The 18,488-nt window shown below is 66.7% G+C and carries 16 protein-coding genes and 5 tRNA genes; 20 read left to right on the forward strand and 1 reads right to left on the reverse strand.

The window, feature by feature from the left end; translation table 11 throughout:
- Positions 1-113: 113 nt before the first annotated feature.
- Positions 114-1,421 carry a glutamyl-tRNA reductase gene (gene hemA, locus INQ40_RS02360; protein ID WP_194342376.1) on the reverse strand — a complete coding sequence of 436 codons (1,308 nt, stop codon included), beginning with the start codon at positions 1,419-1,421 and terminating at the stop codon, positions 114-116.
- Positions 1,422-1,546: 125 nt separating this feature from the next.
- On the opposite strand from hemA, the gene INQ40_RS02365 reads away from it, so the two are divergent.
- The 20 genes from INQ40_RS02365 (at position 1,547) to rpoB (ending at position 18,445) form a co-directional block, all read left to right on the forward strand.
- Positions 1,547-3,229, forward strand: coding sequence for a tetratricopeptide repeat protein (locus INQ40_RS02365; protein WP_194341514.1), 1,683 nt, complete (start codon positions 1,547-1,549; stop codon positions 3,227-3,229).
- A complete protein-coding gene (lolB, locus tag INQ40_RS02370) occupies positions 3,226-3,882 on the forward strand; it encodes a lipoprotein insertase outer membrane protein LolB (protein WP_194341516.1) in 657 nt (218 codons plus the stop codon). The genes INQ40_RS02365 and lolB overlap by 4 nt, the downstream gene beginning before the upstream one ends.
- The gene (gene ispE, locus INQ40_RS02375; protein ID WP_194341518.1) at positions 3,879-4,811 is read left to right on the forward strand and encodes a 4-(cytidine 5'-diphospho)-2-C-methyl-D-erythritol kinase; all 933 of its coding nucleotides are present in this window, start codon (positions 3,879-3,881) and stop codon (positions 4,809-4,811) included. The genes lolB and ispE overlap by 4 nt, the downstream gene beginning before the upstream one ends.
- Positions 4,789-4,865, forward strand: a tRNA-Gln gene (locus tag INQ40_RS02380). Before ispE ends, INQ40_RS02380 begins: the two co-directional genes overlap by 23 nt.
- 43 nt (positions 4,866-4,908) lie before the next feature.
- A complete protein-coding gene (locus INQ40_RS02385) occupies positions 4,909-5,874 on the forward strand; it encodes a ribose-phosphate diphosphokinase (protein WP_193985911.1) in 966 nt (321 codons plus the stop codon).
- Positions 5,875-5,970: 96 nt separating this feature from the next.
- A complete protein-coding gene (locus tag INQ40_RS02390) occupies positions 5,971-6,642 on the forward strand; it encodes a 50S ribosomal protein L25/general stress protein Ctc (RefSeq protein WP_193985913.1) in 672 nt (223 codons plus the stop codon).
- A gap of 63 nt (positions 6,643-6,705) precedes the next feature.
- Complete coding sequence (gene pth / locus INQ40_RS02395; protein WP_194341520.1) at positions 6,706-7,287, forward strand: aminoacyl-tRNA hydrolase; 582 nt, start codon at positions 6,706-6,708, stop codon at positions 7,285-7,287.
- A gap of 62 nt (positions 7,288-7,349) precedes the next feature.
- Positions 7,350-8,441 (forward strand): redox-regulated ATPase YchF, encoded by a 1,092-nt coding sequence (gene ychF / locus INQ40_RS02400; protein ID WP_194341522.1) that lies wholly within the window; start codon positions 7,350-7,352, stop codon positions 8,439-8,441.
- Between the two features lie 101 nt (positions 8,442-8,542).
- Positions 8,543-8,628 (forward strand) — tRNA-Tyr (locus INQ40_RS02405).
- Positions 8,629-8,719: 91 nt separating this feature from the next.
- Positions 8,720-8,793: transfer RNA gene (locus INQ40_RS02410), tRNA-Gly, on the forward strand.
- 50 nt (positions 8,794-8,843) lie between these two features.
- Positions 8,844-8,919 (forward strand) — tRNA-Thr (locus INQ40_RS02415).
- A 44-nt stretch (positions 8,920-8,963) separates the two neighbouring features.
- Positions 8,964-10,154: an elongation factor Tu gene (gene tuf, locus INQ40_RS02420; protein WP_193985918.1), complete on the forward strand. Its 1,191-nt coding sequence runs from the start codon at positions 8,964-8,966 to the stop codon at positions 10,152-10,154.
- A gap of 103 nt (positions 10,155-10,257) precedes the next feature.
- Positions 10,258-10,333 (forward strand) — tRNA-Trp (locus INQ40_RS02425).
- A gap of 15 nt (positions 10,334-10,348) precedes the next feature.
- A complete protein-coding gene (gene secE, locus INQ40_RS02430; protein ID WP_043959584.1) occupies positions 10,349-10,714 on the forward strand; it encodes a preprotein translocase subunit SecE in 366 nt (121 codons plus the stop codon).
- 13 nt (positions 10,715-10,727) lie between these two features.
- The gene (nusG, locus tag INQ40_RS02435) at positions 10,728-11,330 is read left to right on the forward strand and encodes a transcription termination/antitermination protein NusG (protein ID WP_228076677.1); all 603 of its coding nucleotides are present in this window, start codon (positions 10,728-10,730) and stop codon (positions 11,328-11,330) included.
- A 100-nt stretch (positions 11,331-11,430) separates the two neighbouring features.
- Positions 11,431-11,859, forward strand: coding sequence for a 50S ribosomal protein L11 (gene rplK / locus INQ40_RS02440; protein WP_193985922.1), 429 nt, complete (start codon positions 11,431-11,433; stop codon positions 11,857-11,859).
- Between the two features lie 3 nt (positions 11,860-11,862).
- A complete protein-coding gene (gene rplA, locus INQ40_RS02445; protein ID WP_193985924.1) occupies positions 11,863-12,561 on the forward strand; it encodes a 50S ribosomal protein L1 in 699 nt (232 codons plus the stop codon).
- Between the two features lie 384 nt (positions 12,562-12,945).
- The gene (gene rplJ, locus INQ40_RS02450) at positions 12,946-13,470 is read left to right on the forward strand and encodes a 50S ribosomal protein L10 (protein ID WP_193985926.1); all 525 of its coding nucleotides are present in this window, start codon (positions 12,946-12,948) and stop codon (positions 13,468-13,470) included.
- Positions 13,471-13,555: 85 nt separating this feature from the next.
- Complete coding sequence (gene rplL / locus INQ40_RS02455) at positions 13,556-13,930, forward strand: 50S ribosomal protein L7/L12 (RefSeq protein ID WP_193985927.1); 375 nt, start codon at positions 13,556-13,558, stop codon at positions 13,928-13,930.
- Between the two features lie 345 nt (positions 13,931-14,275).
- On the forward strand, positions 14,276-18,445 hold the full coding sequence (rpoB, locus tag INQ40_RS02460; protein WP_193985929.1) for a DNA-directed RNA polymerase subunit beta: 4,170 nt from the start codon (positions 14,276-14,278) through the stop codon (positions 18,443-18,445).
- Positions 18,446-18,488: the final 43 nt, after the last annotated feature.

Here is an 18,488-nt window from a genome sequence, read left to right on the forward strand (position 1 = left end):
GCGGGTGGGTTGGGAAAAGGGGCGAAGCGGGGAGGAGAAGCGGGCGGCAACGAGGCCTGCGCCGATGGGTCCGTACGGTGGGCAACCGGCGGTCCATGCAAGCGTGCCGTCAGCTACTTGCGGCGCTCGCGTATCGCGTTCCGCTCGGCCGCTTCAGGCTCCGCGGCCGGCATCAGGATCGGGCCGGCGGCGGGAAAGAGCTTGTCGGCCGCCCGCGCCAGTTCGGCATTGCCGGTGATCGCCGCCTCGCGCAGCGCGATGGTGGGCGCGTGCAGCAGGCGGTTGGTCAGGGTGTGGGCAAGGAATTCGAGCACGGCGTCGGGATCCTCGCCATTGGCCAGTTGCTGGCGGGCCTTGGCCAGCGCATCCAGTTTGGCCGCATCGCCATGCGCGCGCAGCTGCTTCAGCGGCGCGGTACGGCTGCGGGCCAACAGGGTTTCCATGAAGCGCGCCACCTGGACCTCCACGATCGCCTCGGCCTCTGCCGCGGCTTGCTGGCGGCTGCGGCGGTTGTCCTCGATCGAGCGTTCCAGATCGTCCACCGTGTACAGGTACACGTCGCGCAGGGTGGCGACCTCCGGGTCGATGTCGCGCGGCACGGCCAGGTCCAGCAACAGCATCGGCCGATGGCGCCGCTGGGACAGCGCGGTGGCCACCTGGTCGCGATGCAGTACGGCGCCCCGGGCGGCGGTGGCCGACAACACGATGTCAGCGTCACCCAGGTGGCGGTCGATCTCGTCCAGCGGCACCGCGACCCCGCCATGCCGGCTGGCCAGTTCCTGCGCGTGGGCGAGGGTGCGATTGGCCACCAGCAGGCGCTTGACCCGCGCCTGGACCAGATGCCGCGCCGCCAGCTCGACCGTGTCGCCGGCGCCGATCAGCAGCACGGTGGAGTCCTCGATCCGGGCGAAGGACTCCTGCGCCAGCCGCACCGCCGCCGAGGCGACCGAGACCGGATTGGCACCGATGCGGGTGTGGGTGCGGGCGCGCTTGGCGGTGGTGAACGTGTGCTGGAACAGGCTGTCGAGCTGGCTGCCCAGGCTGCCGGCCGCGCGCGCGGTGGCCCAGGCGTCCTTGACCTGGCCAAGGATCTGCGGCTCGCCCAGCACCAGCGAATCCAGCCCGGTCGCGACCCGGAACAGGTGGCGGACCGCACCGGCGTCGGCGTGCCGGTAGAGGTAGGCCTGCAGATCGTCCATCCCGGCCGGATGACGTGCCAGCCAGTTCGCCACCGCGTGCCCGCCATCGTCCACGACGGTGTAGATCTCGGTGCGGTTGCAGGTGGACAGCAGCGCGGCCTCGCGCACCCCGCCCAGCCCGCGCAGCGAATCCAGGGCGGCCGGAATCGTCTCGCTGGAGAACGCCACGCGCTCGCGCAGGCTCACCGGCGCGGTCTGATGGTTGATCCCGAGCACGAACAGGTTGGAGGTTGGACTGGTCACCGGACTCTTGCGGATTGGACTGCTGGTTCAGGCGCTTGCGATAAGCTGCGGGCTGCTGAAGGCCCATATTCTACCGGCCTCCCGGATCTCAGGGATTCTCCCCAATGCAAGCAGCGTCACGCCTGTTCATTTCCGCCCTCGTCCTCGTCCTGGCCAGCGCCGGATTGGTGATTGCCGCCCCCGCGCCGAAAGGGCCGGTGGCCGATGCGGCCACCGACACGCTCGAGCCGTTGATGGCCGCCGAGTTCGCCCTCCAGGCCGGACGACTGGAGGAAGCCTCGCGCTGGTACCTGCAGGCGGCGCTCGCCGCCGACGATGAGGCGTTGACCGAGCGGGCGACGCGGATTGCCTTGCTGGCGCGCGACGATGAGAGCGCCGCGCGCCTGCTCGATCTGTGGCGTCGCCAGGGCGGCCAAAGCGTCAACTTCCTCGGCGCGGAGGCCAGCCTGGCCCTGCGTCGCGGCGACGAGCGCAAGGCGCAGCGTTATCTGATCCAGTTGCTCGGCATGCCCGGCGACGAGGGCTGGCGGCAGGTGCTCGGGGTGATGATCGCCGGCGCCCGCGACCCGAGCCAGGCGGCCGGCGTGCTGGACACGCTGGTACGCCGCGGCAACATCCCGCCAAAGCTGCAGGCGTGGCTGGCGTTCGGCGGACTGGCCCAGCGCCTTGAGCAGCCCGAACTGGCCGAACGCATCGTCGCCGAGGTGGTCAAGCGCTTCCCCGGCGAGCCGCGCGTCGCCCTGCTGCGCGTCAGCCAGCTGCGTGAAGCCGGTCGCGTGGAGGAGGCACGCGAGGTCCTGGGCTCCATCGCCGAGCGCGCCGGCGACGACAAGGAACTGCGTCTGGCCATCGCCTACGAGTACGACACGCTGGGCGATCTGGCCGCCGCCGAGGCCACCCTCGCGCGCGGCGAACAGGACGACCAGACCTACGGCCTGCGAGCCTCGCTGCTGGCCCGGGCCAAGGACAACGAGTCGCTGCTGGCCCTGTACGAGGAGCTGCGCGCGCGCGGGCAGGTGCCCGATCCGCGTCGGCGGCTGCTGCTGGGTCAGGTGGCCGAATTCCTGAGACGCTACGACGAGGCACTGGGCTGGTACCAGGGCGTCCCCGGCGGCGAGCAGCGCCTGCCGGCCCTGTTGCGCAGCACCAACGTGCTGCACGAGCTGGGGCGTGCCGACGAGGCCTTCGCCCAGTTGCACGAGATGCAGGCGGACGCCTCCGCCGCCGATACCGCGCGCCGCGACGCCTATCTGCTGGAAGCCTCGCTGCACGAGCGCGACAAGAATGCCGCCGCGGAAAAGGATGCCTTCTCGCGCGGTCTGGCCGCATTCCCGGACGACCTGGAGATCCTCTACGCCCGTGCCCTGAGCTGGGAGCGCGGCGACGACGTCCCCCGCGCCGAGGCCGACCTGCGCCGGATCCTGGTCATCGATCCCGAATCCGTCGCAGCGCTGAACGCGCTGGGCTACACGCTTGCCGACCGCACCGACCGCTACCAAGAGGCCCTGGAGCTGATCAATCGCGCGCGCGCCGCCGAGCCCGACAACGCCGCCATTACCGACAGTTACGGCTGGGTGCTGTACCGGCTGGGCCGCACCGATGAGGCCCTGGTCGCGCTGCGCCAGGCCTTCGCCTTGCAGAAGGACGCCGAGATCGCCGCCCATCTGGCCGAAGTGCTGTGGAAGCTCGGCCGCCGCGACGAGGCGCGCAAGTACGTGGAAGAGGCCAAGCGCATCGACCCCGACAACCGCGCCCTGAAGCGGGTCCTGGAAATGACCGCGCCATGAGGATATCCGTCGCCGTAGCAATGAGCGCGGTGGGCCTGCTGCTGACTGGCTGCGCAGGCGCGCCGCTGCGCCCGGCTATTCCGGCAACCGACGTGGTCGCCGCCGAAGCAGCCCAGCTGCAGCGTGAAAGCGTGCTGGCCCACACGCCCGATTGGTCCCTGGCCGGCCGGGTTGCGGTCTCCAATGTCGGCAAGGGCGGCAGCGGCCGCATCGAATGGCGCCAGGACGGCTCGCAGTACCTGATCACCCTCAGCGCGCCGGTCACCCGCCAGGGCTGGCAGCTCGCCGGCGACGCCGACGCGGCCCGTCTGGAAGGGCTCGAGGGTGGCCCGCGTTCCGGGCCCGATGCGCGCCTGCTGCTGCTGGCTGCGACCGGCTGGGACATCCCGGTGGTGGCACTGGGCGACTGGGTCCGCGGCGCACGAGCCCCGGCACTGGCGCCGGCACGCATCGAATACGGCACGGACGGCCTGCCACGCCGGATCGATCAGGACGGCTGGACGATCGAATACCGCTGGGCGCCCGACGCGGCCGCGGGCGGCCAGACAGCGCTCCCCAGCCGCGTCGACGCATTCCGCGGCGAGGCCAAGGTCAAGTTGATCGTCGACGAGTGGCAGTCCGGCTCCGTCCCCGGTACGGCCCGATTGCCATGATTGCCGAGGTGCTCCCAAGCTCCCACAGCCGCGCCGACGGCTGGAGCGCATGGCCGGCACCGGCCAAGCTGAACCTGTTCCTGCGCATCCCGGGCCGGCGCGCGGACGGTTACCACCTGCTGCAGACCGTGTTCCGCCTGCTCGACTGGGGCGACACGGTGCACCTGCGCGTGCGCGGCGACGGCCGCATCGCGCGTCACGGCAGCGCGCTGGCCGGTGTCGCCGAGGCCGACGACCTGACCGTGCGCGCGGCCACGCTGTTGCAGTCGGAATCGGCAGCCGTATCGGGATCGCCGCTCGGCGCCGACATCGCGATCGACAAACGCATCCCCGTGGGTGGGGGCTTTGGCGGTGGCTCGTCGGATGCGGCCACGGTGCTGGTTGCGCTGGACGCGCTGTGGGGCACCCGCCTGGGCGAGGAGCGGCTGGCGGCGCTGGCGCTGCAGCTCGGCGCGGACGTGCCGGTGTTCGTGCGCGGGCGCAACGCCTGGGCCGAGGGTGTCGGCGAGCAGCTGACCCCCATCGACCTGCCGCCGGCCTGGTACCTGCTGGTCAACCCCGGCGTGCACGTCGCCACCGCCGGACTCTTCCAGTCGCCTGAATTGACGCGCGATGCGCAGCCCGCGACAATAGCCGACTTCGTTTCGGGCCAACCGCTCGGGAACGCGTTCGAGCCGGTACTGCGCGGCCGCGAACCGGCCGTTGACGCCGTGTTTGCGGCCCTGTCGCAGGTCGGCACGCCGCACCTGACCGGGTCCGGCAGCGGGTGTTTCGTCGAGTTCGCCAGCCGCGAAGCCGCCGAATCCGCGCTGTCGGTGCTGCCATCGGGCCTGGACGCCTGGCTGGCGGCAGGTGTGGAGCACTCGCCCTTGCATGCCGTTGCCGGCAGGGCGGAACAAGTTACACAGGGGCGTCGCCAAGAGGCCTAAGGCACCAGGTTTTGATCCTGGCATTCGTAGGTTCGAATCCTACCGCCCCTGCCAATTCCGAAGCCTGTGGGCTGCGCGCCCTGAGCGATGTCGAACAATGAAAGTCCAAGGTGACCGCAGTCTGCTGATCTTCTCCGGCAACGCCAACCCGGCCCTGGCCTCGGCGGTGTGCAGGGAGCTGGGCGTGCGCCCCGGCAAGGCGCTGGTCAGCCGCTTCTCCGACGGCGAGGTGCAGGTCGAGATCGAGGAGAACGTGCGCCAGCAGGACGTGTTCGTGATCCAGCCTACCTGCGCGCCGAGCGCGGAGAACCTGGTCGAGCTGCTGGTCCTGATCGACGCGCTCAAGCGCGCCTCCGTCAGCAGCGTCACCGCCGTGGTGCCGTACTTCGGCTACGCCCGCCAGGATCGACGCCCGCGCTCCTCGCGCGTGCCGATCACCGCCAAGGTCGCCGCCAAGATGTTTTCCGCGGTGGATTGCGACCGCGTGCTCACCATCGACCTGCATGCCGACCAGATCCAGGGCTTCTTCGACATGCCGGTCGACAACGTCTACGCCTCGCCGCTGCTGCTGGCCGACATCTGGCGCGCGCACGGCACCGACAACATGGTCGTGGTCAGCCCCGACGTCGGCGGCGTGGTGCGCGCCCGGGCGATCGCCAAGCGGCTGGATGACGCGGACCTGGCGATCATCGACAAGCGCCGGCCCAAGGCCAACGTGTCCACCGTGATGAACATCATCGGTGACGTGGACGGCAAGACCTGCGTGCTGGTGGACGACATCGTCGATACCGCCGGCACCCTGTGCGCCGCCGCGGCCGCCTTGAAGGCACGTGGCGCGACCAAAGTTGTCGCCTACTGCACCCACGCCGTGCTCTCAGGCGCGGCGATCAGCAACATCCGCAGTTCCGAGCTCGATGAGCTGGTGGTCACCGACACCATTCCACTGACCGAGGCCGCGCGCGAGTGCGGGCGGGTGCGCCAGCTCAGCGTCGCCGAGCTGCTGGCCGAGACGATCCGCCGGATCGCCTTCGGCGAGTCGGTCAGCTCGCTCTACGTCGACTGAGCGACCCCGATTTTTTACGGCTCACCTGGTCGCGGGTGAGTCTTTCCCGGTCGCCGCGAGGTGGCCACACCTGCAACACAAGCGAGTAAACAAGCAATGTCCGATCAAACCATCAAGGCCTCTGGCCGCAGTGTCGAGGGGAAGGGTGCGAGCCGCCGCCTGCGTCACGCGGGCAAGATCCCGGCCATCATCTACGGCGGCGACGCCGCTCCGCAGCCCGTCGTGCTCGACCAGGAAAAGATCTGGGTCGCCAGCCAGAACGAGTGGTTCTACTCGACCATCCTGGACCTGGACGTCGACGGCAAGGTCGAAAGCGTGCTGCTGCGTGACATGCAGCGCCATCCGTACAAGCAGATCATCATGCACCTGGACTTCATGCGGGTGAACCAGAAGGAAGTGCTGCGCGCCCAGGTGCAGTTGCACTTCATCAACGAGGACATCTCGCCGGCCGGCAAGAATCCCGACGTGATCATCATGAAGGAGCTGAACCACGTCGACGTCAGCTGCCTGCCGAAGGATTTGCCGGAGAACATCGAGGTCGACCTGTCGACGCTGGATCTGGGCGACACCATCCACCTCTCGCAGATCCCGCTGCCCGAAGGCGTCGAGATCCCGAGCCTGGCGCTCGGCGATGAGTACGACTCCGCGGTGGTCGTGGCGCGCAAGGGCCGCGTGGAAGTGGAGCCGGAGCCGGAAGTCGAAGGCGACACCGACGCCGCCGACGTGCCGGCCAGCAAGGTCGACTCGGGCGAGAAGGACGCCGAGTAAGCCTGCAATCGGCCGGGTCGATCGCAATCGCGGTCGCCCCGGCTTGCGGCTTGCTCGCCTGCCATGGCCGGTTTGCGCCTGATCGTCGGGCTGGGGAATCCCGGTCCTGAATACCTCCGGACCCGGCACAATGCCGGGTTCTGGTTTGTGGACGCCCTGGCGGAAAGCCTGGGCGCCCGTTTCAGCCTGGAATCGAAACTGTTCGGCCAGGCCGCCAGGGTCGAGATCGCCGGCCAGCCGGTCTGGCTGCTCAAGCCAGCCACTTTCATGAACCTGTCCGGCAAATCGGTCACCGCCGCGCTGAACTACTGGAAGATCGAGCCCGGGCAGGCATTGCTGGCGCACGATGAGCTCGACCTCCCGCCCGGTACCGCCCGCCTGAAGTTCGACGGCGGCCACGGGGGCCAGAACGGACTGCGCGACACCATGCGCCTGCTCGCCCACGGCCGGTTTCACCGCCTGCGGGTCGGCATCGGCCACCCCGGCCACAAGGACCAGGTCACCCCGTGGGTGCTGGGCTGTCCCGGCGCGGACGACGAGGCCATGATCCTGCGCGCCATCGGCGATGCGATCGACGTGCTGCCGCTGGCGGTTGCCGGCGATTTCAACGAGGCGATGAAGCGCCTGCACACGCCGCGGGACTGATTCGTTTCCAGCACTGCCACACCACCGGTTCCACCCCTCATATCGAAAGCGAGTACAGCGTCATGGGCATCAAGTGCGGCATCGTCGGCCTTCCCAACGTAGGCAAGTCGACCCTTTTCAATGCCCTGACCAAGGCCGGCATCGCCGCCGCCAATTTCCCCTTCTGCACGATCGAGCCCAACGTCGGCGTCGTGCCGGTCCCCGATCCGCGCCTGAACGCGCTGGCGGCGATCGTCAAGCCGCAGAAGTGCCTGCCCACCGCGGTCGAGTTCGTCGACATCGCCGGCCTGGTCGCCGGCGCGGCCAGCGGCGAGGGGCTGGGCAACAAGTTCCTCGCCCACATCCGCGAAGTCGACGCGATCACCCACGTGGTGCGCTGCTTCGAGAACGACAACATCATCCACGTCAACAACCGCATCGATCCGCTGTCGGACATCGACACCATCGACACCGAGCTGGCCCTGGCCGACCTGGATTCGGTCGAGAAGGCGCTGCAGCGCGCCGAGCGCTCGGCCAAGACCGGCGACAAGGACGCGAAGATCCGCGTCGACGTGCTCACCCGCGTGCGCGACGGCCTGGACGCGGGCAAGCCGGCCCGCGCGCTGGACCTGTCCGAGGACGACCGCCTGGCGCTGCGCGACCTGTTCCTGCTGACCCTCAAGCCGGTGCTGTACATCGCCAACGTGCTCGAGGACGGCTTCGAGGGCAATCCGCACCTGGACGCGGTGCGGGCCCGCGCCGACGCCGAAGGCGCCGAGGTGGTGCCGGTCTCGGCGGCGATCGAGGAGGAGCTCAGCCAGCTCGACGACGAGGACCGCGATGCGTTCCTGGCAGACATGGGCCTGGACGAGCCGGGCCTGAACCGCGTCATCCGCGCCGCCTACCGGCTCCTCGGCCTGCAGACGTACTTCACTGCCGGGGTCAAGGAAGTGCGCGCCTGGACCGTGAAGGGCGGGGCGACGGCGCCGCAGGCCGCCGCGGTCATCCATACCGATTTCGAGAAGGGCTTCATCCGCGCCGAGACCATCGGCTACGACGACTTCATCAAGTACCAGGGCGAGGCCGGTGCCCGCGAAGCCGGGCGCATGCGCCTGGAGGGCAAGGAGTACCGGGTCCAGGAAGGCGACGTGCTGCATTTCCGCTTCAACGTCTAGGCTCAAACCCGGCGCGGAACCGCATTTTCAGCCCCCGGGGCAAATATCTTCCACGCAGCGTTGACAAGCGGGTAAAAGCCCTCCAGAATTGCGGGCTCTTTGGAGGGATACCCAAGCGGCCAACGGGGGCAGACTGTAAATCTGCTGGCTTACGCCTTCGGTGGTTCGAATCCACCTCCCTCCACCAGCTTCGCGTCCGTCGCGTGCTGGTAGACGCAAGGCAGCAAACCGATAGACTAGGCGTCCGTCGGTGCAGTACCCAAGCAGGTTTGTCCGGCGCGGGAGTAGTTCAATGGTAGAACCTCAGCCTTCCAAGCTGATGGTGCGGGTTCGATCCCCGTCTCCCGCTCCATTGATGCCGCGACGTTGTGCACCTGCTGAAAAGGTCTGTTCAAAAAATTCGCTCACGTAGCTCAGTCGGTAGAGCACCTCCTTGGTAAGGAGGAGGTCACTGGTTCGATTCCAGTCGTGAGCACCACACCTACCATCCAGAACACCGTCCCACAGCGAGAAGCGACAATCATGGCCAAGGGTAAATTCGAGCGCACCAAGCCGCACGTGAACGTCGGCACGATCGGTCACGTTGACCACGGCAAGACCACGTTGACTGCAGCGCTGACCAAGGTTGGCGCGGAGCGCTTCGGCGGCGAGTTCAGCGCGTACGACGCGATCGACCGTGCACCCGAAGAGAAGGCGCGCGGCATCACCATCTCGACCTCGCACGTCGAGTACGAGTCGCCCAACCGCCACTACGCGCACGTCGACTGCCCCGGGCACGCCGACTACGTGAAGAACATGATCACCGGTGCGGCGCAGATGGACGGCGCGATCCTGGTGTGCTCGGCCGCGGACGGCCCGATGCCGCAGACCCGCGAGCACATTCTGCTGGCCCGCCAGGTGGGCGTGCCGTACATCGTGTCCTACCTGAACAAGGCGGACATGGTGGACGACGCCGAGCTGCTGGAGCTGGTGGAGATGGAAGTGCGCGAGCTGCTCTCCAAGTACGACTTCCCCGGCGACGACACCCCGATCATCACCGGTTCGGCGCTGAAGGCGCTGGAAGGCGACCAGAGCGATATCGGCGTGCCCTCGATCATCAAGCTGGTCGATGCACTGGACAGCTGGATCCCGGAGCCCGAGCGCGACGTGGACAAGGCGTTCCTGATGCCGGTCGAGGACGTGTTCTCGATCTCCGGTCGCGGCACCGTGGTCACCGGCCGCATCGAGCGCGGCATCATCAAGGTGGGCGAGGAAATCGAGATCGTCGGCATCCGTCCGACCGTCAAGACCACCGTCACCGGTGTGGAGATGTTCCGCAAGCTGCTCGACCAGGGTCAGGCGGGTGATAACGCCGGCCTGCTGCTGCGCGGCACCAAGCGTGACGACGTGGAGCGCGGCCAGGTGCTGTGCAAGCCCGGCTCGATCAAGCCGCACACCCAGTTCGAGGGTGAGGTGTATATCCTGAGCAAGGACGAGGGCGGCCGTCATACGCCGTTCTTCAAGGGCTACCGTCCGCAGTTCTACTTCCGCACCACCGACGTGACCGGCGCCTGCGAGCTGCCCGAGGGCGTGGAGATGGTGATGCCGGGTGACAACGTGAAGATGGTGGTCGAGCTGATCAACCCGATCGCGATGGACGAAGGCCTGCGTTTCGCGATCCGCGAAGGCGGCCGCACCGTCGGCGCCGGCGTGGTGTCGAAGATCATCAAGTAAGTACAAGTGCCCGGGCCATCCTGCAAGGGGTGGCCTGTCGGCGCAACAGGAAGGATAGGCAAGGCGGCTTCAGCCGCCGTTGCCTTTTCCGGAACCAGTCAATACGCCAGTAGCTCAATTGGCAGAGCAGCGGTCTCCAAAACCGCAGGTTGGGGGTTCGAGTCCCTCCTGGCGTGCCACAAGCGGAAGGTCGATTGAACACCAAGGCTGAACAAAGCACGGGCGATATCCTGAAATACGTGGCCGCGGTGCTGTTGGTGGCCGCAGGCGTATTCGGCTTCTATTGGTTTGACCAGTGGCCGGGCGGCATCCGTGCCCTGCTGGTGGTGGGCGGTCTGGTCCTTGGCGCGGCGGTCTTCATGGTCAGCCACAAGGGCGTGCAGACCCGCGAGTTCCTCTCCGAATCCCACTTCGAGTTGCGCAAGGTGGTCTGGCCCACGCGCCAGGAAGCAATGCGCACCACCTGGGTGGTGGTTTTGGCAGTCGTGATCCTGAGCCTGATCCTGGCCGGATTCGATGTCGTCATCCAGGCGGCCGTGAAGTGGCTGCTTGGACGTTGAGGAGATGACACAAGTGCAGAGCTCAGATAACAGTCCGACCGCCGAAAGCAGTGCAAGCAACAAGCGCTGGTACGTCGTCCACGCCTATTCGGGCTATGAGAAGACGGTTGCCCAGGCGCTGCGTGACCGCATCGCCCGCGAGGAGATGGAAGACCGCTTCGGCGAGGTGCTGGTGCCCACGGAAGAGATCGTGGAAATGCGCGCCGGCCAGAAGCGCCGCTCCGAGCGCAAGTTCTTCCCCGGCTACGTGCTGGTGCAGATCGCCACCACCGATGAGGGCGGGATTCCGCGCATCGACAGCGAGTGCTGGCACCTCATCAAGGAAACCCCGAAGGTGATGGGGTTCATCGGCGGTACCGCCGCACGCCCGTTGCCGATCGCCGACCACGAGGCCGCGGCGATCCTGGACCGCGTCCAGGAAGGCGTCGAGAAGCCGCGTCCGAAGGTGCTGTTCGAGGCCGGCCAGATGGTCCGCGTGGTCGATGGCCCGTTCAACGACTTCAACGGCGTGGTCGAGGAAATCAACTACGAGAAGAGCCGCCTGCGCGTGGCGGTGCTGATCTTCGGTCGCTCGACCCCGGTCGAGCTCGAATTCGGTCAGGTCGAGAAGGCCTGACGGATAACCCATCCGCCGGACGAGTGGTTCGTCCGGCATCAATCGCGAGGAGCCTGCCGTTGCAAGACGCGCAGGCGCTTGCACTCGCAGGAGCTGTGACATGGCAAAGAAAGTAGTTGGCTACATCAAACTGCAGGTCAAGGCCGGCCAGGCGAATCCATCGCCGCCGGTCGGTCCTGCGCTCGGCCAGCGTGGCCTGAACATCATGGAGTTCTGCAAGGCATTCAACGCCGCGACCTCCAAGCTGGAGCCGGGCCTGCCCACTCCGGTGATCATCACCGCCTACTCGGACCGTACCTTCACCTTCGTCACCAAGAGCACGCCTGCCGCGGTGCTGCTGAAGAAGGCCGCCGGCGTCAGCCTGGGCTCCAACCGTCCCAACACCGACAAGGTCGGCAAGGTGACGCGCGCCCAGCTGGAAGAGATCGTCAAGGCCAAGCAAGCCGACCTCACGGCGGCGGACCTGGAAGCGGCGGTGCGTACGATTGCGGGTTCGGCCCGCAGCATGGGTTTGGCGGTGGAGGGTTAAGACATGGCGATGACCAAGCGCAAGAAAGCAATCAAGGCTGCCGTCGAGCCGGGCAAGTCCTACGCCTTCGACGACGCCATCAAGATCGTCAAGACCGCCACCAAGGCGAAGTTTGTCGAGTCCGTTGACGTGGCCGTGCGCCTCGGCGTGGACGCGCGCAAGTCCGACCAGCAGGTGCGCGGCTCGACCGTGCTGCCCGCCGGCACCGGCAAGAGCGTTCGCGTGGCGGTGTTCGCCCCGGCTGGCGCCAAGGCCGACGAGGCCCTGGCGGCCGGCGCGGAAGCGGTCGGCATGGACGATCTGGCCGAGAAGATGCAGGCCGGCGACCTGAACTATGACGTCGTGATCGCCACCCCCGACGCAATGCGCGTGGTGGGCAAGCTGGGCCAGCTGCTCGGCCCGCGCGGCCTGATGCCGAACCCGAAGGTCGGCACCGTATCCCCGAATCCGGGCGAAGCGGTGAAGAACGCCAAGGGCGGCCAGGTGCGTTACCGCACCGACAAGGCCGGCATCATCCACTGCACGATCGGCAAGGCCGACTTCGACGATGCCTCGTTGAAGGGCAACCTGGAAGCGCTGCTGATCGACCTGATCAAGGCCAAGCCGGCCAGCGCCAAGGGCCACTACCTGCAGAAGATTTCGGTCAGCTCGACCATGGGTCCCGGCGTTGCCGTGGATCAGGGCACGCTGGTCCTGAAGTAATGAACCACGCATGGGCCGATGCGGATCCGCACCGGCCCAGGCGGAACGTTTGAGGGCATCGCCGAGGCTCGCGCCGACGCGATCGCTGTCAAAGACCGCAGGCGCGTCCAGCGCATGGTTGCGGCGGGCAGGGAGGCTCGCACTGGCACGGATACCGTCGCCGCCATGGACACCGGATGCTTAATCCAGGTTCCAGCATCGCTCCTTCGGGAATCGTTGCCGGCGCCAGGCCTGCGTAGATGGTTGCCGACCCTCCAGAATCCTGGAAACGGCCACCACCCGGAGCATCGCTTGCGATGTTCCCGGCATCGGGCCAAACGATGCCGACCGAGTACCGCTCCCGCGCATGTTGCGCGGGGCGGAGTTGATGTACGGAGGAGTGCAATGGCTCTTAATCTGACCCAGAAACAGGAAGTCGTTGCCGAACTGGCCGAGGTCGCCAGCACGGCGCACTCGCTGGTCGCCGCGGAATACGTCGGTCTTACCGTCGGGCAACTGACGGACATGCGCAAGAAGGCCCGCGAAGCCGGTGTGTACTTGAAGGTAGCCAAGAACACCCTGGTCTCGCGCGCAGTGGAGAACACCGATTACGCCATCGTCGCCGATGAGCTGACCGGTCCTTTGCTGTACGCCTTCTCGCAGGAAGATCCCGGCGCTGCGGGACGTCTGATGAAGGAGTTCGCCAAGGCGAACGACAAGCTGAAGCCACGCCTGGTGTCATTGGGCGGACAGTTGTACCCGGGCACCCATGTGGATGTCCTGGCGTCGCTGCCGACCCGTGATGAGGCGTTGTCGATGCTGCTCAGCGTCATGTCCCAGCCGGCCACCATGCTGGTGCGCCTGCTCAGCGAGCCCGCGTCGCAGGTTACCCGCGTTGTCAACGCGGCTGGCCAGACCAAGGCTGCCTGAGGCAGACAGTTCGGTTTACGGTTTTCCGCATAACGCTTTACGACAATCAAGTCGTTTCCAATCCAGATAAAACGAGGTTTTTACAATGTCCCTGTCCAACGAGCAGATCATCGAAGCGATCGCCGAAAAGTCCCTCATGGAAGTGATGGAGCTGGTGAAGTCGATGGAAGAGAAGTTCGGCGTCTCCGCCGCCGCTCCCGTCGCCGCCGCCGGCCCGGCCGCAGCTGCTGCTGCCCCGGCTGAAGAGCAGACCGAGTTCACCGTGACCCTGAAGGCCGCCGGTGAGAAGAAGGTCGAGGTCATCAAGGTCGTGCGTGCGATCACCGGCTTGGGCCTGAAGGAAGCCAAGGACCTGGTCGAAGGCGCGCCGAAGGACGTGAAGGAAGGCGTGTCCAAGGACGAGGCCGAGAAGCTGAAGAAGGATCTTGAGACCGCCGGTGCGTCCGTCGAAGTCAAGTAATCCTTGATTGAGTCGCCGGTTTATACTGGAGGCGACCAGCCGGGGCTGGGGGCGAAAGCTCCCGGCCTTTGGCCGTTGTAGCGACATCCGTTCCACGCAGCACCGCGGTTGCGACCGCGCAGTACCGAGTTGACAGCAGGAAGTAGCGGGAGATGGCGTGCTGGTGCCGGCAATACCAGCGACTTCCCACTGGCAATTTTGCACGACCCCGATCTTGCGCGACCCGATTTTGCACGACCCGATTTTGCACGACCTTGATGCATCCCCCGATCTGCATCTCCCCCATCACGTTTTCCCCCGGGCCGCGGACGCGCGACCCGATGAACACCGAGGCGGTAGCTCACCATGACCACAGCTTCCACGACGAATTATTCGTTCACCGAAAAGAAGCGCATCCGCAAGGACTTCGGCAAGAGCCGATCCATCCTCGAGGTGCCGTTCCTGCTTGCCATCCAGGTCGATTCCTATCGCCGTTTCCTGCAGGAGGACGTCGCACCGGCCAAGCGCGAGGAGCGCGGCCTGCACGCGGCGCTGAAGTCCGTGTTCCCGATTTCCAGCTACAGCGGCAACGCGGCGCTGGAATACGTTGACTACAAGCTGGGCGAGCCGGCGTTCGACGAGCGCGAGTGCCGCCAGCGCGGCATGAGCTACGGCGCCCCGCTGCGCGTCACCGTGCGCCTGGTGATCTACGACCGCGAGTCCTCGACCAAGGCCATCAAGTACGTGAAGGAGCAGGAGGTCTACATGGGCGAGATTCCGCTCATGACCGGCAACGGCACCTTCATCGTCAACGGCACCGAGCGCGTGATCGTGTCCCAGCTGCACCGCAGCCCGGGCGTGTTCTTCGACCACGACCGTGGCAAGACCCACAGCTCCGGCAAGCTGCTCTACAGCGCGCGCATCATTCCCTACCGCGGCTCGTGGCTGGACTTCGAGTTCGACCCCAAGGACGCGCTGTTCACCCGTATCGACCGCCGCCGCAAGCTGCCGGTCACGATCCTGCTGCGTGCGCTGGGCTACACCAACGAGGAGATGCTGGCCGAGTTCTTTGAGGTCAACACTTTCCACGTCGACCCCAAGGAAGGCGTCCAGCTGGAGCTGGTGCCCGAGCGCCTGCGTGGCGAGACCCTGGACTTCGACCTGGCCGACGGTGACAAGGTCATCGTGGAAGCCGGTCGCCGCATCACCGCGCGTCACGTCAAGCAGCTCGAGGCCGCCGGCATCGACGCGCTGGCCGTGCCCGACGAGTACCTGATCGGCCGCATCCTGTCGCACGACGTGATCGACGCCAGCACCGGCGAGCTGATCGCCGCTGCCAACGACGAGATCACCGACGAGCATCTGGCGCTGTTCCGCAAGGCTGGCATCGATGCCCTGGGCACCCTGTGGGTGAATGATCTGGACCGCGGCGCGTTCATCTCCAACACCCTGCGCATCGATCCGAGCAAGACCCAGCTGGAAGCGCTGGTCGAGATCTACCGCATGATGCGTCCCGGCGAGCCGCCGACCAAGGATGCCGCGCAAAATCTCTTCCACAACCTGTTCTTCACCTTCGACCGCTACGACCTGTCGGCTGTGGGCCGGATGAAGTTCAACCGCCGCATCGGCCACAAGGAAGTCACCGGCGCCTCGGTGCTCTACGACGAGCGCTACTTCTCCCAGCGCAAGGACGAGGAGTCCAAGAAGATCGCCGCCGACGTGGGCGAGGGTTCCGACATCCTCGATGTGCTCAAGGTGCTGACCGAGATCCGCAACGGTCGCGGCATCGTCGATGACATCGACCACCTGGGCAACCGCCGCGTGCGTTCGGTGGGCGAGATGGCCGAGAACACCTTCCGCGTCGGCCTGGTCCGGGTGGAGCGTGCGGTCAAGGAGCGCCTGTCGATGGCCGAGGCCGATGGCCTGACCCCGCAGGACCTGATCAACGCCAAGCCGGTCGCGGCGGCGGTAAAGGAATTCTTCGGCTCCTCGCAGCTATCGCAGTTCATGGATCAGAACAACCCGCTTTCGGAGGTCACCCACAAGCGCCGCGTGTCCGCGCTTGGGCCGGGCGGCCTGACCCGCGAGCGTGCCGGCTTTGAAGTGCGCGACGTGCACCCGACCCACTACGGCCGCGTGTGCACCATCGAAACCCCGGAAGGCCCGAACATCGGCCTGATCAACTCGCTGGCGGTGTTCGCCCGCACCAACGAGTACGGCTTCCTGGAGACGCCGTACCGCAAGGTCGTGGACGGCAAGGTCACCGATGAGGTCGAGTACCTGTCGGCGATCGAGGAGAACGAGTACGTCATCGCCCAGGCCAACGCGCCGCAGGACGCCAAGGGCGTGCTCAGCGAGCTGTTCGTGGACTGCCGTTACCAGGGCGAGTCCATGCTGAAGCCGCCGCTGGAGGTGGACTTCATGGACGTCTCGCCGATGCAGACCGTATCGGTGGCCGCGGCGCTGGTGCCGTTCCTGGAGCACGACGACGCCAACCGTGCGTTGATGGGCGCCAACATGCAGCGCCAGGCGGTACCGACGCTGCGTGCGCAGAAGCCGCTGGTCGGCACCGGCATCGAGCGCGCCGTGGCGCGCGACTCGGGCGTGACCGTGAACGCGCTGCGCGGCGGTACCGTCGAGCAGATCGACGCGGCCCGCATCGTGGTCAAGGTCAACGAGGACGAGATCAGCAACGAGACCGACGCCGGCGTCGATATCTACAACCTGATCAAGTACACCCGATCCAACCAGAACACGTGCATCAACCAGACCCCGCTGGTCAACGTGGGCGACGTGATCTCGCGCGGCGACGTGCTGGCCGACGGTCCGTCCACCGACATCGGCGAGCTGGCGCTGGGCCAGAACATGCTGATCGCGTTCATGCCGTGGCACGGCTACAACTTCGAGGATTCCATCCTGCTCTCCGAGCGGGTGGTCCAGGAGGATCGTTACACCACGATCCACATCGAGGAGCTGACCTGCGTCGCGCGTGACACCAAGCTGGGGCCGGAGGAGATCTCCGCCGACATCCCCAACGTCTCCGAGCAGGCGCTGAACCGCCTGGACGAGTCCGGCGTGGTCTACATCGGCGCCGAAGTGCGCGCCGGCGACATCCTGGTCGGCAAGGTCACGCCCAAGGGCGAGAGCCAGCTGACCCCGGAAGAGAAGCTGCTGCGGGCGATCTTCGGCGAGAAGGCGTCCGACGTGAAGGACAGCTCGCTGCGCGTGCCCCCGGGCATGGACGGCAACGTCATCGACGTGCAGGTCTTCACCCGCGACGGCATCGAGAAGGATGCGCGTGCCAAGCAGATCGAGGAATCCGAAGTCCGCCGCGTCAAGAAGGACTTCGACGACCAGTTCCGCATCCTGGAGGCGGCGATCTACAGCCGCCTGCGCAGCCAGCTGATCGGCAAGGTCGCCAATGGCGGTGCCGGCGTGAAGAAGGGCGAGACCGTCACCAGCCTGGTGCTGGACGGGCTGTCGCGGAAGGACTGGTTCAGCCTGCGGATGAAGGACGACTCGGCCGTCGAGGCGATCGAGCGGGCGCAGAAGCAGCTGGACGTGCACGAGAAGGAGTTCGAGCGCCGGTTTGCCGACAAGCGCGCCAAGATCACCCAGGGCGACGACCTTGCTCCGGGCGTGCTGAAGATGGTCAAGGTGTTCCTGGCGGTCAAGCGCCGCATCCAGCCGGGCGACAAGATGGCCGGCCGCCACGGCAACAAGGGCGTCGTATCGACCCTCGTGCCGGTGCAGGACATGCCCTACCTGGCCGACGGCCAGACCGTGGACATCGTGCTCAACCCGCTGGGCGTGCCAAGCCGCATGAACATCGGCCAGGTGCTGGAAGTCCACCTGGGCTGGGCGGCAAAGGGCCTGGGCGAGAAGATCCAGCGCATGCTGGACGCGCGCGCCAAGGTCGCCGAGCTGCGCAAGTTCCTCGACGAGATCTACAACCACGACACCAAGCTCCACGGCCAGCGCGTGGACCTCAAGCAGTTCAGCGACGATGAGCTGCTGGCCCTGGCGGGCAACCTGACCGACGGCGTGCCGATGGCAACGCCGGTGTTCGACGGTGCCGCCGAGTCGGAGATCAAGTCGATGCTGAAGCTGGCGGACCTGCCCGAGAGTGGCCAGACCACGCTGTATGACGGTCGCACCGGCGAGGCCTTCGATCGCGAGATCACGGTCGGCTACATGCACATGCTGAAGCTGAACCACCTGGTCGACGACAAGATGCACGCCCGCTCCACCGGCCCGTACTCGCTCGTCACCCAGCAGCCGCTGGGCGGCAAGGCGCAGTTCGGCGGCCAGCGCTTCGGTGAGATGGAAGTCTGGGCGCTGGAAGCCTACGGCGCGGCGTACACGCTGCAGGAAATGCTGACGGTCAAGTCCGACGACGTGCAGGGACGCAACCAGATGTACAAGAACATCGTCGATGGCGAGTACGAGACGGTTGCCGGCATGCCCGAGTCGTTCAACGTGCTGGTCAAGGAGATCCGCTCACTGGCGATCAACATGGAGCTGGAAGAGAACTGAGGCCCCTGAGCGGGCAACGCCGCGGATCGCGCGTTGCCCGGCT

The sequence above is a fragment of the Lysobacter sp. H21R4 genome (genome assembly GCF_015277535.1).
Classification (GTDB): domain Bacteria; phylum Pseudomonadota; class Gammaproteobacteria; order Xanthomonadales; family Xanthomonadaceae; genus Novilysobacter; species Novilysobacter ciconiae.